Annotated in this window: 11 protein-coding genes and 2 pseudogenes; 7 read left to right on the forward strand and 6 right to left on the reverse strand. The window is 59.0% G+C overall.

Annotated features, from left to right (window positions below; all coding sequences use genetic code 11):
- The 4 genes and pseudogenes from NWI01_RS19810 to NWI01_RS16230 form a co-directional block, all read left to right on the forward strand.
- Nucleotides 1-121: pseudogene (locus tag NWI01_RS19810) on the forward strand (energy transducer TonB); the annotation flags it as partial.
- A 326-nt stretch (nucleotides 122-447) separates the two neighbouring features.
- Nucleotides 448-894: pseudogene (locus NWI01_RS16220) on the forward strand (IS481 family transposase); the annotation flags it as partial.
- Between the two features lie 86 nt (nucleotides 895-980).
- On the forward strand, nucleotides 981-1766 hold the full coding sequence (locus NWI01_RS16225) for an RMD1 family protein (protein ID WP_141385019.1): 786 nt from the start codon (nucleotides 981-983) through the stop codon (nucleotides 1764-1766).
- An 85-nt stretch (nucleotides 1767-1851) separates the two neighbouring features.
- On the forward strand, nucleotides 1852-3849 hold the full coding sequence (locus NWI01_RS16230) for a PhoX family protein (RefSeq protein WP_210242990.1): 1998 nt from the start codon (nucleotides 1852-1854) through the stop codon (nucleotides 3847-3849).
- 95 nt (nucleotides 3850-3944) lie between these two features.
- On the opposite strand, the gene NWI01_RS16235 is transcribed toward NWI01_RS16230, so the two are convergent.
- The gene (locus NWI01_RS16235; RefSeq protein ID WP_141385003.1) at nucleotides 3945-4691 is read right to left on the reverse strand and encodes an acetoacetate decarboxylase; all 747 of its coding nucleotides are present in this window, start codon (nucleotides 4689-4691) and stop codon (nucleotides 3945-3947) included.
- A 13-nt stretch (nucleotides 4692-4704) separates the two neighbouring features.
- Entirely contained in the window at nucleotides 4705-5487 is a 783-nt protein-coding gene (locus NWI01_RS16240) for a 3-hydroxybutyrate dehydrogenase (RefSeq protein ID WP_141385020.1), read from the reverse strand.
- Nucleotides 5488-5671: 184 nt separating this feature from the next.
- Between NWI01_RS16240 and NWI01_RS16245 the strand changes: the two genes are divergently transcribed.
- From NWI01_RS16245 to NWI01_RS16250, 3 genes are read left to right on the forward strand one after another with little or no spacing between them, the layout of a single operon-like run.
- A complete protein-coding gene (locus NWI01_RS16245) occupies nucleotides 5672-6853 on the forward strand; it encodes a patatin-like phospholipase family protein (protein ID WP_141385021.1) in 1182 nt (393 codons plus the stop codon).
- Nucleotides 6854-6893: 40 nt separating this feature from the next.
- Nucleotides 6894-7274, forward strand: coding sequence for a hypothetical protein (locus NWI01_RS19815; RefSeq protein ID WP_244613829.1), 381 nt, complete (start codon nucleotides 6894-6896; stop codon nucleotides 7272-7274).
- On the forward strand, nucleotides 7271-7933 hold the full coding sequence (locus NWI01_RS16250) for a CorA family divalent cation transporter (protein WP_244613830.1): 663 nt from the start codon (nucleotides 7271-7273) through the stop codon (nucleotides 7931-7933). The genes NWI01_RS19815 and NWI01_RS16250 overlap by 4 nt, the downstream gene beginning before the upstream one ends.
- A gap of 198 nt (nucleotides 7934-8131) precedes the next feature.
- Here NWI01_RS16250 and NWI01_RS16255 read toward each other — a convergent pair whose 3' ends face one another.
- The 4 genes from NWI01_RS16255 to NWI01_RS16270 all read right to left on the reverse strand — a co-directional run bounded on the left by NWI01_RS16255 (nucleotide 8132) and on the right by NWI01_RS16270 (nucleotide 14981).
- Nucleotides 8132-9748, reverse strand: coding sequence for an inorganic phosphate transporter (locus NWI01_RS16255; protein WP_141385004.1), 1617 nt, complete (start codon nucleotides 9746-9748; stop codon nucleotides 8132-8134).
- A gap of 628 nt (nucleotides 9749-10376) precedes the next feature.
- Nucleotides 10377-10775: a hypothetical protein gene (locus NWI01_RS16260; RefSeq protein ID WP_141385005.1), complete on the reverse strand. Its 399-nt coding sequence runs from the start codon at nucleotides 10773-10775 to the stop codon at nucleotides 10377-10379.
- Between the two features lie 64 nt (nucleotides 10776-10839).
- Nucleotides 10840-13908 carry an efflux RND transporter permease subunit gene (locus tag NWI01_RS16265; protein ID WP_141385006.1) on the reverse strand — a complete coding sequence of 1023 codons (3069 nt, stop codon included), beginning with the start codon at nucleotides 13906-13908 and terminating at the stop codon, nucleotides 10840-10842.
- The gene (locus tag NWI01_RS16270) at nucleotides 13908-14981 is read right to left on the reverse strand and encodes an efflux RND transporter periplasmic adaptor subunit (protein WP_141385007.1); all 1074 of its coding nucleotides are present in this window, start codon (nucleotides 14979-14981) and stop codon (nucleotides 13908-13910) included. Before NWI01_RS16270 ends, NWI01_RS16265 begins: the two co-directional genes overlap by 1 nt.
- Nucleotides 14982-15625 lie beyond the last annotated feature (644 nt).

Genomic DNA, 15625 nt, shown 5'->3' on the forward strand with positions numbered 1-15625 from the left:
CGAAGCCGCGCTCGCCATGCTGCGCCGCTCAGACCCCGTGCCGCCACCCCCGCCGCTGATCGCGGACGAGGGCCTCAGCTTCACGCTGCCGGTCGTCTTCAGAGTCAAAGGTAAGGGATAATGCGGGAGCTCATTCCCTACTGCGCCGATCCTCCACCTTTTTTTCCTTAGCATCCGCAACGTTCAGAAACCACTCGCATTGAGACACTCAGCCCGAGAGCGGCCGTTGAACGTCCCGATGAAGAGGAGATCACGAGGAATCATTGATAAAGATAGAATTACGACGGCGGTAGCCATGCAGATAACGTAGAAGACGATATAGACGCATTTTTCGTAGCGGGTAGAAATGTACGCCGGATACGTCAAAAGAAGATCTTTATTAAAGGCTAGGTGTTTGATCTCGGGTTTTGATGGTGCATTGTTTTCCCATGAATGGAGGGATGCGCTATGGGCCAGGTTCTACACGGGAGCGCCAAGACGACAGAGGCGATCCGTCGAGCGATACAACATAGTCAAGAGAGCCTGCGGAGGCTTGCCCAGCGCTACGGGATCAACCAGAAGACGGTGGCGAAGTGGAAGAAACGAACCTCGGCGGCCGATCTGCCGACCGAGCCGAAAGACCTGCATTCGTCGGTGCTGTCGTTGGAGGAGATCATCGTCGCCTTTCGCAAGCACACCCTGTTGCCGCTTGACGACTGCCTTTATGCGCTTCAGCCGACGATCCCGCACCTGACGCGCTCGTCACTGCATGGCTGCCTGCATCGACACGGCATCTCCCGGTTGCCCGATGTGGAAGGTGACAAGCCTGCGAAGAAGAAGTTCAAAGCCTACCCGATCGGCTTCTTCCACATCGATATCGCTGAGGTGCAGACAGCCGAAGGCAAGCTGCGCTTGTCCTATAGCCCCTCATGAGATGAAGGAAAAAGCATGACGCGCGGAGACGATGCGTAGTGAACACACCGACAAATTTCTCTGCGGAAATGGGTACGCGAATCCCCGCGCATGCTCTGTATGTCGGAGATCGGATCAATACGGTGGGATTCGAGGGCGAAGTACTTTCAACGCTTCCCCTCGCGATCCGAATTGGTGAGGCCCGTGTCGTTGTTTTGTTTCGCTATGGCGTCGTGGTGTTGGTGGGCCTTTCACCCGAAGATGAAGCGAATTTTTTCGAAGCATTAAAGCCCCGGATCGGTGGCGCGCTCGTGCGTTCGGAGGAGGAAACTGCAATCCTTACGATCGCTAGTGAGACCGAGGATCAGGTTCAGGCAGGAGGTCCGCTTCAGTTGCGGGATATGTCGCCCGACACGCTTCTTGTCGTTGCCGATGTTCTCGCGAAGAGCGTTGTGCTTGCCCATGACGAGCGTGAAGTGGCGAAAGTGGTCGAAATTATCGAGCCGTTTGCGAAAGAGTTGGCAGATCACGGGCGTACTCGGCGTAACCGAAAAGGGATGCTGAAGCTCCTCGGGAACGCCCTGCTGGTACAGCACCGGGTATCGGGTCGCGTTGCTGTAGCGGAAAAGCCGGATGTTTTGTGGGATCGTCCAGATTTGGAGCGACTCTTTGCACGGCTCGAAGACGAATATGAACTTAAAGAGCGTGTCGATGCGCTCAATCGGAAACTCGCTGTAGTGGCCGAAACGGCCAACACTCTCGCTGATATTATCGATACGCGCCGATCGCTGCACCTTGAACTTATTATCGTCCTGTTGATCGCAGTTGAGGTTATCGTCACCTTTTATCAAATTTATGCTGCTGGGGGCCGTTGATCTGGAGTCGATATTGCCTCCAGAGTGAACGAACTGTCACAGAGCGGCGGTAAATTTTGGGACTTTCCATCTTATGAGTCCCAAATTGAGCCAGACCATAGAGATTGTTTCCGGCGACGGCGGCGATGAGCCACCGTGTCTTGAGATTGGAAATCCGCGTTTTGGCGATCTTGTCACGCGGCGCCTGAAGCGCCGCGACGTGCTCGCTGGCGGGCTCGCTACCGCGCTCGCCGTGCTGTTCGTCCGGCCCGATGATGCGACAAGCGGCGAAAGCCGTCTCGACTTCAAACCGGTGCCGATCAGCCGTGCCGATGGCGTGGCCGTCCCCGAAGGCTACCGGGTGCAGGTTATCCTACCATGGGGCGAGCCGATCCTCGGGCGCCTGCCAGCCTTCACCGTCGACAACAGCGGCGAAGATCAGGCGATGCAGGTCGGTAGTCACCATGACGGGATGCATTTCTTTGCCATCAACGGCTGTAGCGATGACGGGCTGCTTGTCATCAACCACGAATATGTCGAACCGCGGCTGATGCACGTCTCCGCCTCAGGTCTAAAGCTCGGCGCTGAAGATTCCTACCTCATCGATGGCCGACGACAGGCCGACGACGTTCTCAAGGAAATGAATGCGCATGGCGTCAGTGTCGTTCGAATACGCCGCGAGGTCGATGGCCGATGGGTGACAGTCGCCGATCCTCGCAACCGCCGCATCACCGCTCTTACGCCGATGGAATTGGCTGGACCGGTGCGCGGGAGTGGCTTCGTCACAACGAAATACAGTCCAGAGGGCACTCGCGTACGCGGTACGCTGAGCAACTGTGCGTCCGGCGCGACACCGTGGAACACCTATCTTGCCGCCGAGGAGAATTGGGCACTTTATTTTCGCAATGACGACAAAAAGGATGGCAAACCCGATCAACCCCGAGAGCACAGCCAGTATCAGGTGCCGCGCGGCAAGACACACTATCATTGGGAACTGGCCGACATCGGCGACGATGCGTTCGTTCGCTTCGATGCCTCGCGGAAAGCGCCAAGCTCGGCCGAGGATTATCGCAACGAGCCAAACGCCTTCGGCTGGATGGTGGAGATCGATCCGTTCCGGCCCGATGCTGTACCGGTCAAGCGCACCGCGCTCGGGCGTTTCGCGCACGAGGGCGTTGTGTTCGCACCGGCGACCGAAGGCAAGCCACTGGTCTGCTATTCCGGCGACGATGCAATTTTTCAGTTCATCTACAAATTCGTCAGCGCGAAGCCCTACAGTAAAGCTGACGCGGGCGGTCATCTTCTCGATGACGGCACCCTTTATGTCGCGCGGTTCAACGATGACGGGACAGGTGACTGGCTGGCGCTTGCGATTGGCCAGAACGGCCTAACCTCCGAGAACGGATTTAGCAGTCAGGCCGAGGTGCTGATCAACACCCGCGCCGCTGCAAAGCATGTCGGTGCCACCCGCATGGATCGGCCGGAATCGGGCGCGGTCGAGCCAATGACCGGCGCGGTCTACTTCAGCCTCACGAACAATGTTAAGCGCAAGCCGGATGAAGTCGATCAGGCAAATCCACGCGCTGAGAATTATTTCGGGCATATCGTGCGTTGGACCGAAGAGAAGGCTGACCACGCAGCGACGCGTTTTCGCTGGGATCTGTTCGTCATTGGCGGCGACCAGGCCTCTGGCCGCGACCTGACCGGACATTCGCTTGATGAGAATAACCTGTTCGCCTGTCCTGATGGGCTATGGTTCGACGCCGGAGGCCGATTATGGATCCAGACGGACATCAGCGATCGTGCACTGAACAAGGGTTATTACGAGCCGTTCGGAAACAACGCGATGCTATGCGCAGATCCACAGACGGGAGAGATTCGTCGATTTCTGACCGGACCGCTCGGGCAGGAGATCACCGGCGTGACGACGACGCCTGACGGCCGCACCATGTTCGTTAACGTTCAGCATCCAGGCGCGCATACGAGCGCCGATGAGTTTGCGCAGGGGCGCCTTGGCAGCCACTGGCCCCTCGGCGGCTCAGCGGTGCCGCGGTCGGCGACGCTTGTGATTACCCGCGAGGATGGTGGTATCGTCGGAGCTTGATCAGTCGCGCCCGCCCGGATCGTTTCATCGATTGATACAATCGGGGAAACGATTCGATGCTGACTTTGTTCGAGGTCGCTCCGGGACATCGCTATCTAATCTACGTTGTAATCGTAAATAGTGCGGCCATAGGGAAGGGTGACGTCGGCGACGAAATGGTGCGCGCCGACGATTCTGCGGACGGGAAAATCGGCGACGGGGGCGTTGACGTGAGGCACCAGATGGAGTCGACCGGGGCCGAGCCATGAGCCTTTGACCTTGATATCGGTGAGATTGTAGCTGACCAGTTGGCAGATTTCGGGCTGCCCGTCGACGCCTGGGATCAGCTTCAGGTTGACCTGTGTTTTGGTCAGGATAGCCGTGGTGCGTGCGCCATTACCGGCCATGCTTTCATGCTTGTAGCCCATGGTGCCCATGGCGACGAGCTGGTTGGCGTATTCGAGCGTACCGGTCAACGTGTCCTTGACGATCTCGAGCTTTGGGTGAGCGTACTTTTTTGGAAAGCCCCAGATCTCGCGTCCGGCCGCAATCGGCGGATCGTCGTCGAGATACATCTGCACGACGAAGTTGACCTCTTCGCCCTTGAACCGGCAAGGCACCACCATCCCCGACTCGGTATAGCTGCCGAAACCGCTGCTGTCGGGCATCTTGATCCATTCATAATGGACGAGAGGTTCATCAAGCGGTTCGAGTGGCTCAGGCAGTTGTTCGACAATGATCTCACGATCGGTCTCATAGGTGATGACCATGAATTCGCGATTGATAAAGCGGTAGGGGCCGGCAGGATAACTCGGTCCGCTCGCCGGCATTGAAGGAAGCTTGAGGATCTGATCCCTGCGCATGACAATCCATCCTTCAATGGGAGGTCCAGCCGCCATCGATCGGCAAGATACTGCCGGTGATGGAGGAAGCGGCGTTCGTGCAAAGGAAGGCGGTCAACGCCGCGATCTCTGACACCTCGACGAACTTCTTGGTCGGCTGCGCTGCAAGCAGCACGTCGCGCATGACCGCTTCCCCGCTGATGCCCCGTGCCGCCGCCTGCTCCGGAATCTGTTTCTCCACCAGCGGCGTCAGCACATAGCCGGGGCAGATCGCGTTTGCGGTGACGCCGTGCTCGGCGAGCTCCAGGGCGATTGTCTTGGTTAGACCGGCAATGCCGTGCTTGGCGGCCACATAGGCCGATTTGAAAGGCGAGGCAACGAGCGCATGCGCGGAGGCGATATTGATGATGCGGCCCCATCGGCTGCGTTTCATGTCGGGCATGGCCAGACGGCAAGCGTGAAAGGCACCGGTGAGATTGATCGCGATGATCGCATCCCATTTTTCCGGAGGGAATTCCTCGACTGGTGCGACATGCTGGATGCCGGCATTGTTCACCAGGATATCGATGCCGCCAAATTCAGAGCGCGTCCTGTCCATCATGTCCGCAATTTCGCTGGGGTCGGCGATGTTTGCTCCACAATAGAGAATGCCGACATGATGCGCCTCGCGAAGCCGGTCGGTCGTCCTGCTGATCTCGTCGCGATCGCCAAATCCGTTGAGCACGATATTGACGCCAGACTCAGCCAATGCGGCGGCAATACCAAGTCCGATTCCACTGGTTGATCCCGTAACGATAGCCGTTTTGCCTTGCATGATGACTCCCCGTTGGTCATTGCAGGCGCTCCCTGATCGGCCCGCGGGCCATGTGTAAGCCCGCTTCCCATCGCGCGTTATGACAGGATCCAACCGAATGCCGTATTCGGAGCCTCACCGCTCCGTCACGCTATGGTCACCGGCGATAGGCAAAATCAATGCAAACCAATGTGTCGGATAGCGCATGATGCAAGAGTCATATCCTCGGAATCGGTTTCAGCAGGATCAGAGTCGATCGAGGACGTCCGGCGCATGGCGCCCGGACGCCTGCGATCGTATCGCGCTTGTGCTGCAGGGTGGCGGTGCACTGGGCGCCTACCAGGCCGGTGTCTACCAGGCGATGCACGAATCCGGTATCGAGCCGGACTGGCTGTCCGGCGTCTCGATCGGCGCCATCAATTCTGCGATCATCGCCGGGAATCCGCCGAATCGCCGTCTCAAGCAGCTTCGCTTGTTCTGGGACCGAATCACCGAGCGCAAGATCTGGGCCTACACGCCCGATGGCGATATTTTCCGTAAGGCTCGTAACGCGGCAAGCAGCTGGGTGACAACTGTTCAGGGGCAGCCCGGGTTTTTCGCGCCGCATTTTCCGAACCCCTGGGCGAGCCTGACGGGAGCCAGTACGGCTACGAGCTATTATGACAGCGCGCCACTTCGCGATACGCTGCTGGAGCTCGTCGATTTTGATCTGCTCAACGAAGGCTCCACGCGATTTTCGGTCGGCGCGGTCAACGTTCTCACGGGCAACTTTGTTTACTTCGATAATTCCCACGAACAGATCGAGCCTGAGCACATCATGGCGAGCGGGGCGTTGCCGCCGGCGCTTCCAATGGTCAAGATTGGCACCGACTATTTCTGGGACGGCGGCATCGTCTCGAATACGCCATTGCAGCATCTTCTCGAACAGGACGACAAGATGAACACGCTGGTGTTTCAGGTCGACCTGTTCAGCGCCAGGGGCGTGTTGCCTCGCGACATCCAGGACGTGCTGGCGCGCCAGAAGGACATTATGTATTCGTCGCGGACGCGATACACGACCGATGTGTATCGCCGCATTCACACCTGGAAGACGCGTCTCCAAAGGATGCTCGACAAGATTCCGGATGATCGTATGGACGAGCAGGATCGCGCTTTGCGCGAACAGCTCGCGAACTTGCCGCAACTCACCATCCTGCACATCATCTACCAGCAGAAGGCCTATGAAGACCATGCCAAGGACTACGAGTTCTCGGGCACGTCGATGCGCGAGCACTGGCAGAGTGGATATGAGGACACGCGACGTACGCTGAAACGGCGAGACTGGCTGTCGATGCCTCCGGCCGGCGCCGGAATCGTGGTGCACGATGTTCATCGCCGCGACGATTACTGAGTGACGCCATTGCTGAGGCGTGGGTAGAGCAGGAGTGGTTGTGACCATTCATCGGGTTGAGGACAGCCCGCAGATCGATACGACGTCTCTGAACTACCAGCCGGGTTTCGGAACGATACCGGGTCTGGTCTGGGCCTTCCGCATTCATGGTGATGGAACCGCGGAGCCGCTGCCTGTCGACAAGCCAATCGAGAATCGTTTCGAGGGGTGGGTCTGGATTCATCTCGACCTCGCCAGCACACCCGCGACCCAGTGGCTGGCCGCTTCGGGTTTACCCAAGGCGGGGATCGCGACGATGCTGTCGCGTGATCGCCATCAGCAGCTTCATGCCACGGGTTCATTCATCCATGGCGTGATTGCTGACCTTGAACGCGATCTCGGCGGCGTCGCGACTGTATCGGTCACCTCCGGCTTGTCATGACGGACCGATATCTCGTCAGCGGCCGCCATCGCCATCTGTCTGCTGTCGAGGCGGCGCGCATCGCGATCGAAAGCGGCACTCATCGCCTGTCTCATGCCGCTTCGTTGCTGGAACTGATTGTCGAGCAAGTGGCCGACGGCATCGATCAGGTGGCCGACAGCATGGCGGACGAACTCGACAGCATCGAGAACCAGATTGCCGAGGGCTCGGGACTGGAGCGATCGAAGCTCGCGCGGCTTCGTCGCGGAACGGTCCGGTTGCATCGGCAATTGTCCGGCCTGCGCGCCGCTTTTCATCGACTCGAACGACGCGGCTCCGACGATTTAAAGCCCGGCTTGCAGCTTGCCGCCAGCCGATTGGCGCAGCGGCTCGACGATCTCGATCATAGTGTTCTTGAGCTTCGCGAGCGTGGTAGCCGCCTCCAGGAAGAAATGTCCATCATGATGGCTGAGGAAACCAACCGCCATCTCTATGTTCTGACGACTCTGACGACGCTGTTGCTGCCGGCGACCCTGGTAACGGGCGTTTTCGGCATGAACACCAAGGCGCTGCCGCTCACCGAAACCGACAGCGGGTTTCTAATTTCCATGGGGCTGGTGCTCGGAGCGTCCGTTGCGGTCTATCTTCTGATGCGTCGGATCGGCGTGTTCAGGCTCTGATCGCGGTTTAGCGCATTATCCCGGCTCGAATGGCCGCGCCAGCGTAAAGTGAAAACAGGTTTTCGGATAAGATCATGCTCGATCAGAAAGTTAAGGTGAGGATCTGATTCAACGGGGTTGAATTAGATTCTCGCGCATGCGTTCATGTCCCGCGGCTTCATTCCCAGGCATCCTCTATTGTTGCGGCGAGGACCGTTCTTAGAACATCATCGAGAATATCCAGTAAAGAACGCCGGCAAGGATCATCGCGGACGGGAGCGTGAGGACCCAGGCCATGGCGATGTTCCGTATGGTCGTCAACTGTAGCCCCGACCCATTCGCGGCCATTGTTCCGGCCACGCCGGACGATAGGACATGCGTTGTCGAGACCGGAAGGCCATAACCGTCCGCGGCCGCGATGGTCGCCGCGGCGGTGATCTCCGCTGCCGCGCCTTGCGCGTAGGTGAGGTGCGTCTTTCCGATCCTTTCACCGACCGTGACCACGATCCGTTTCCACCCGACCATGGTGCCAAGCCCGAGCGCGATCGCCACCACGATTTTGACCCATGAGGGGATGAACTTGGTGGCGCTATCGAGCGACCCCTTATAGGCGTGCAGAACGGCAACCTGTTCTTGGGTCAGATCGTTTTCCTTGTCCTTCATCAGGAACCGTATCGCCTCTGACGCGAGGTACATGTCGTTGCGGGTGTTGCCGACCGTTTCGGTAGGCACTTTCGCCAGCGAATCATAGCGGTTCACCTGATTTGCGATGTCGGCCACGAGCACTGCGAGGGATGGATAGGTGCCTTCGTTGATCGTGCGCTCGGAAACATAGGCTGTGACGGCGGGCCGCGGGTTGCCGAGCACGTTATAGCCGGAGGCCTTCTGCGCGATCACCTCGCTGGCGGCTGTCGAGTTGGCCTGGAATTGCGCCATCTGGCTCTGCGGCATGGCGCGATTGAGGGCGTAGGCGGTTGGAACGGTGCCGATCAGAATCAGCATGATCAGGCCCATGCCCTTCTGGCCGTCGTTGGAGCCGTGAAAGAAGCTGACCAAAGTGCAGGTCAGGATCAGGATGCTGCGGATCCACAGCGGCGGCGGCCGTTCACCCTGAGGCTCGGCGTAGAGTACCGCATTCTTGACGATGCTTCGTAACACCAGCAGCAAGGTGGCGGCGAGACAGAAGCCGAACAGTGGTGACAGCAGCAGAGCGTATCCGATCTCGGTCGCCTTGCTCCAGTCCACGCCTGAGGTTCCGGACCGCCCGTGCAACAGCGCGTTGGCGATGCCGACTCCTATAATGGATCCGATCAGCGTGTGCGAGCTCGATGCAGGAAGTCCCAGCCACCATGTTCCGAGATTCCAGATGATCGCAGCAATCAACAGAGCAAAGACCATGGCAAAGCCGGCGCTGCTGCCGACCTGAAGAATGAGCTCCACGGGAAGTAGCGAGACGATGCCGAAGGCAACCGCGCCCGACGACAGAAGGACGCCAAGGAAATTGAAGAAGCCGGACCATACCACGGCGATCTCTGGCTTGAGCGCGCGCGTATAGATGACAGTCGCGACGGCATTGGCGGTGTCATGGAATCCATTGACGAACTCGAAGCCGAGAGCGATCAAAAGAGCAATGAACAACAGGATAAACGGAAGATATGTCGTAACCCTCGCGCCGGTTGCATCGATGTCGGCATAAATGCTGTAGGCAACGAACAACAGACCCGCAGCGATCGTGCCCACAAACGCAATCGCGGCGAGCGGATGAAAGCCGCGATCAAGGTCCGGTCTGTGTCCTTTCGCAGGCTCGATCGAGCCAGGTAAAGCCATTTCGGTCATGCCGCCATCCCTCTTGATGGTTATGGGTGGCCGGCATTATTCACTGCGATATGACGTGCGAATGACCAGGGGGACTTTGAAAAGGCAGGTGATTACGACGACGGCTATCGAAGAAACGAACATGCGGGTTTTCCGGCAACATCTCGGCGAAGCGCTGATAGGGCGGTCCATCGGAAGTGATTGAGGAGCATACACGGTCTGCGACGATGGGTTGTTGAATTTGCCTTCAGGCCTGTGACCAAGAACGAATCAATATCGCTACCGATAAAGACAGGATTTGACACCCTCGTGTCTCTTATCGCATCGAGAACACGCTGTCGCGATGCCGGATAACCGTCTCAACCTTCCGTCCAATGACCGATGACGCCGTCCGCATCGCGCTGGCGAAACTGAGTAACGAGCTGGCTGCGCTAGCGGCTCACTTTGATAAAAGGTGCCGCTGACTTAGGGAATCACAGCACCACAAGCGGCTTTAAGATAGGGGGCTGCGGCGCTAGCTTTGGTATGGCGTTCTCGACCAACCGTAGGAATTGAGCGTTGCAAGGCCTCGCGGCCACCAAGCCCTGCGGCTCCTCCGTTTCGGAGTCGTCGGTTTCATTTCGCAGGGATCGGGTGTGGCGCTTCCCCGCTATTCGGTAGCGGTGAAACGCGTCTCCAGCCGGCATGTGTTGAAGATGTCGCGGAAGCCATAGCGCGACTTGCGTCGGGGAAAGGCGTCCCCCAGGCTTGTCTGTTCGAGTTCGGCGGACCGCGTGTCTACTCCTACCGAGAATTGGTTGAGGAGATCTCCCGGCTCCTCGGGGTGCGCGTCCGCTTGATGCCTGTGCCGTTTCGGGCATGGCACGCGCTCGCCATCGTCGCCGAACTCGTCCCCGGTGTGCCGCTGACGCGCAACCAGGTCGAACTCATGCAGATCGACAACGTCGCGGAGCGGAGCGGCTTCCGAGAACTCGGGATTGAGCCTCACGTCATTCATCAAGAAGCGGGAGATTTCCGGGCTATGCACAGCGACCAGCAAGTCCCTCATCGGTGGGGGATTTCCTTTATGCGATCACCAACCGAACCAGGCAACCCGCCGACCCGGCGCCATGTTATTGCGAAGCCGCGTGCGCATTGCGCTTGCTGGCGCGAGCTTCCATCCAGCCGAACCAGGTTACATACAATGTCGGCAAGAAGATCAGCGTCAGGATGGTCGCCACCAACAGCCCGCCCATGATCGCAAACGCCATCGGCCCCCAGAACACCGTCGACGCAATCGGGATCATGCCGAGAACGGTCGAAACAGCCGTCAGCATGATCGGCCGAAAGCGTGATGTACTCGCTTCGATCGCCGCCTGGCGCACATCCTTACCCTGCGCCCGCTCTGATTCGATCTGACCAATCAGGATCACTGCATTCTTGGTGATCATGCCGAGCAGCGCCAGAATGCCGAGAATAGCGACGAAGCCGAGCGGCCGGTTGGAGATCAGCAACGCGGAGACCACACCGATCAGCCCGAGCGGCGCCACGCTCAACACCACGAACAGTCGCTGAAAGCTCTGCAATTGGAACATCAGGACCGTCACCATGATGAATAGCATCAACGGGACGACTGCAACCACGGAGGCTTGCGACTTGGCGCTCTCCTCGACCGTTCCACCAACGGCAATCCGGTAGGATGGCGGCAAGCTCTTGTTCAGATCAGTGGTCGCAGGAGCCAGGGCATTGATCACCGTTGCCGGCAGCGCACCTGCCGTCACATCGGCCTGGACGGTGAGGGTCGGAACACGGTCGCGCCGCCACACCACCGGGTAGTCCTGGGTATATTCGAACGTTGCAAATTGATTGAGCGGGACCGTCCTGCCATTCGGCAGAGGCACCTGCAATGTGCGCAAGGTTTCGAGCGAGACGCGCTGCTCGTCGGTCGCCCGCACCACTACATCAACCAGGTAGATATCGTCGCGCACCTGGGAAATCGACGTACCTGAAATCACCGTGTTCAGCACGCCGGTAAGCGTCTGCGAGCTCAGCCCCAGTTGCCGTGCTTCGTCCTGGTCGATCCGAATGCGCACTTCACGTGTCGGCTCGATCCAGTCGAAATTGATTTTCTCGGCCTGGGGATTTGTCGCGACCACCTGCGCCAGCTTGAAGGCTATCTCCCGCACCTTGGCAATATCGGGGCCGCTCACGCGGTATTGCACGGGCCAACCGACCGGCGGCCCCAGCTCAAGAGGAGAAGCTCGCCCGATGACGTTCGGAAAGTCGTTCGCCAAAATCTTCTCGAGCTTGCCGCGCAACCGTTCGCGGGCGTCCACATCCTTGGCGACGATCACCGCTTGCGCGAAGAAATTGCTCGGCAGTTGGACGTCAAGCGGCAAGTAGAAACGGATCGCGCCCTGGCCGACATAGGTGCTCCAGCGCTCGATATCCGGATCATCTTTCAGAGCGGCATCAAATCGGCTGGCGACGCTGCCGGTCGCGAAGATCGACGCGTTCTGCGGCAGGCGAAGGTCGACCAGAAGTTCGGGACGATCCGACGATGGAAAGAACTGGTTCGGAATGAGCAGAATCGCAAAGATCGAAGCGACAAACATCGCCACCGTAAGCGTGAGCGTTGCCCATTTCATTCGCACCGCAAGCGTCAGGAAGCTCCGATAGGTGCGCATCACCGGCCCCGGCCTTGATTCCGCAGCGCCTTCAGGCGCCTTGAGGATCAGAACGCCGAGCAGCGGCGCAAAAATTACCGCAACGAACCATGAAACCACGAGCGCGATCGCGACGACAGCAAACAGGGAGAACGTATATTCGCCTGCCGAGCTTGCGGCAAAGCCTACGGGAACAAAGCCAGCGATTGTGACGAGCGTGCCAGCCAGCATGGCGAACGCGTAGGTCCGAAACGCAAAAGCACCAGCCTGCACCTTGTCGTCGCCAGCAGCCAGACGGGCGAGCATGGCATCCGTCGTCGTCATCGCATCGTCGACCATCAGTGCCAGCGCGATGATAAGCGCACCGAGCGAGATGCGCTGCATGTCGATGCCGGCCAGATCCATGATCGAAAACACGAAGACCAGCGTCAGAGGGATCGACAATGCGATAATCAGGCCGGGGCGCGCCCCCAGGCTGATCAGGCTAACCGCGAGGATAATCCCCACTGCCTGCCACAGCGATTCCATGAACTCGGCGATAGCGCTCTTCACCGTCACCGCCTGGTCTGCCACGAGCCGCGACTCGATGCCGATCGGCAGCTCTGCGGTGATTTCATTCATCACGCGCTTGATGTTACGGCCAAGCGTGAGAATGTCGCCACCGTCACGCATCGCGATGGCAAGACCGATGGCGGATTCACCGTTGACCCGAAACTGCGGTTGCGGCGGATCCGCATAGCCACGTCGGACTTGAGCGATATCCGCAAGCCGCAGCATACGACCGCCAATGGCGAAATTGACATTCAGAATATCTTGTTCGGAAAGAAATGCGCCGGATACGCGCAACGACAGCGTCTCCTCACCCGTCTGGATGACGCCGGCAGGCCGGACGATATTCTGGGTCTGCAGCGCGGCAACAAGCGCCGACCGATCGACGCCAAGATTAGCCAATTCCTTCATGGATATTTCGACGAATATGCGTTCGTCCTGAGCGCCCAGGATCTCGATTTTCGAGACGTCAGGCACTTGAAGGAGCTTCGAGCGCGCTCGCTCGACGTAGTCGCGCAATTCGCGATGCGTAAATCCGTCCGCGGTGAACCCGTAGATGATGCCGAATGTGTCGCCGAACTCGTCGTTGAAGCCCGGCCCGACGATGCCGGCCGGCAAGGTGCTGCGTATGTCGCCGATGCTCTTGCGGACATGGTACCAGGTATCGGCGACCTGTCTGGCGTTGGCACTACCCTTCAGATTGACAAAAATCGTGGTGACGCCGGCGGTTGTGATGCTCCGAATGAAGTCGAGGTGCGGCGTTTCCTGCAGAGTCCGCTCAAGCCGCTCCGTCACCTGATTCAGGGTATCTTCGACCGTTGCGCCCGGCCAGGCCGCCTGAACCACCATCGTCTTGATGATGAAGGTCGGATCCTCACCGCGGCCAAGACGGAAATACGAAAATGTACCGGCGAAAATGGCGATAATCATGAAGTAGACGACAAGCGAACGGTGATTGAGCGCCCACTCGGAAAGATTGAACCGCATTACTGTTCTGCCCCGAGCAGACGCACCTGCTGGCCCGGGCGCAACGCCTGCACCCCGGCCGTAACCACCGTCTCACCAACGTCGAGCCCCTGGGAGATGGCAACGCTTGCCGGATCGAACCGCAGCACATCGACATTGCGAAGCGACGCCGTCAGCTTCACGGGATCGATAACCCAAACGGCCGGCTTCTGATTGGCCTTGGTCAGCGCCGTCGCCGGGATTTCAATGATCGGCACAGCCTCCATTTGCATGGAGCCGGTCAGGGTTGCGCCGAGCCGCATGGCTTCCGGCGGATTGTCGAGCCCGACCCTCACCGCAAAGGTCCGAGTAACGGGATCCGCCTGCGGCGCCACTTCGCGAACGCGCCCTACGGCTGTCACGTTCGGTGCATCGGTCAAGTGAACGCTGATCACCGGATTGGCAGGCGCCGAGCGCAAGACCGTGGCCGGCACATCGAACACCGCGTCACGTCCGTCCTGGCGCGCCAGGCGCACGATCATCTGACCGGCCTGCACGACTTCGCCAGGCTCCGCGCCGACGTCGGTGACAACACCAGGCGCATCGGCCTTGAGTTCAGTAAACTCCACAAGATCATGCGCGCTTTTGAGCTGTGCTTCGGCAGCGTCGACCTGCGACTGCGTGGTCGTCGCGGCCTTCTTTGCTTGATCGAACAACACCGCCGTGGTCCAGCCCTGGCGGAACAGCGTTTCCTGACGTTCGAACTGATTGCGCGCCTGTGTCAGCGCCGCCTGCGCCGCGACCAGATTCGCTTGCGCGGAACGTAATGCGTTCTGCTCGTTCTGTGGTTCAAGCCGGCCGATCAGTTGGCCAGCCTTGATACGGTCACCGACGTTGACGGGCCGCTCGATCATTCGCCCTGCGATACGAAAGCCGAGAGCTGCCTGGTCCTGCGCCTGAACCTGTCCGGTCAAGATAACCGGTGCGCCAGTCGCGCTCTTGCTGATTGTTACCGTGCGAACGGGGCGCACCTCAGGCGCTACAGGCTCCGGCTCCTGTGAACAGCCAGCGATCACCAACGCCAGCACGGGAGCCAGCGACACGGGTCGCAGCATACGAGCCTCAAACCAGGATTTCGATTGAACCGTGAATCTTGTGTTGCTGTGACGCGCGGACAATCCGACCTCCAGACCTTTGGATCTTTTGCCCTTTGAGCACGGCCCAATGTTTTACTAAAGAGTGTCGCAGCCAGGAGAAAGTGTCAAGAATACGCAGGTCCGTTGCAGAGAAGGACGGTTCACGCTAAGCGCCGGAGCCATCGCCAGCTCATTCCGTCGGCGTTTCCCGGCCGCGTTCCTGAATGTCTTCGAGATTGGTGGCGAGGCACGAACCGGGATCGGAGGTGAGATCGGCTATTGCAATGCCGACCTCCCGCACTCCACCTTCGGCGGCAGGACGACCTGACGAGGTTTATGCTAGCGTACTCCGCAAAAGTGGATACCGGTTTTGCGATTAGAATGAGCGCAAGTTATTAATTGAGAGAATTTTCTTGCGGCTAGCCGGATTCCGCTTAGCCTGGAATGCTCTAGGTAGGGAAACCAGGAGAAACTGGCGGCGCAATTAACCCGGGAGTCCATCTTGGCCTTGCCGCCAAGCCGTCTCAAAAACCGGGACCACCTCAACATCCGCTTGGGAAAATCGAAGGACCAGGAGTCATGGCGCCGAGCATGAACAGATCTGGCGGAAATGCTCTTGTCCC

It is taken from the genome of Nitrobacter winogradskyi (assembly GCF_006539545.1).
In the GTDB taxonomy this organism is placed as follows: domain Bacteria; phylum Pseudomonadota; class Alphaproteobacteria; order Rhizobiales; family Xanthobacteraceae; genus Nitrobacter; species Nitrobacter winogradskyi_A.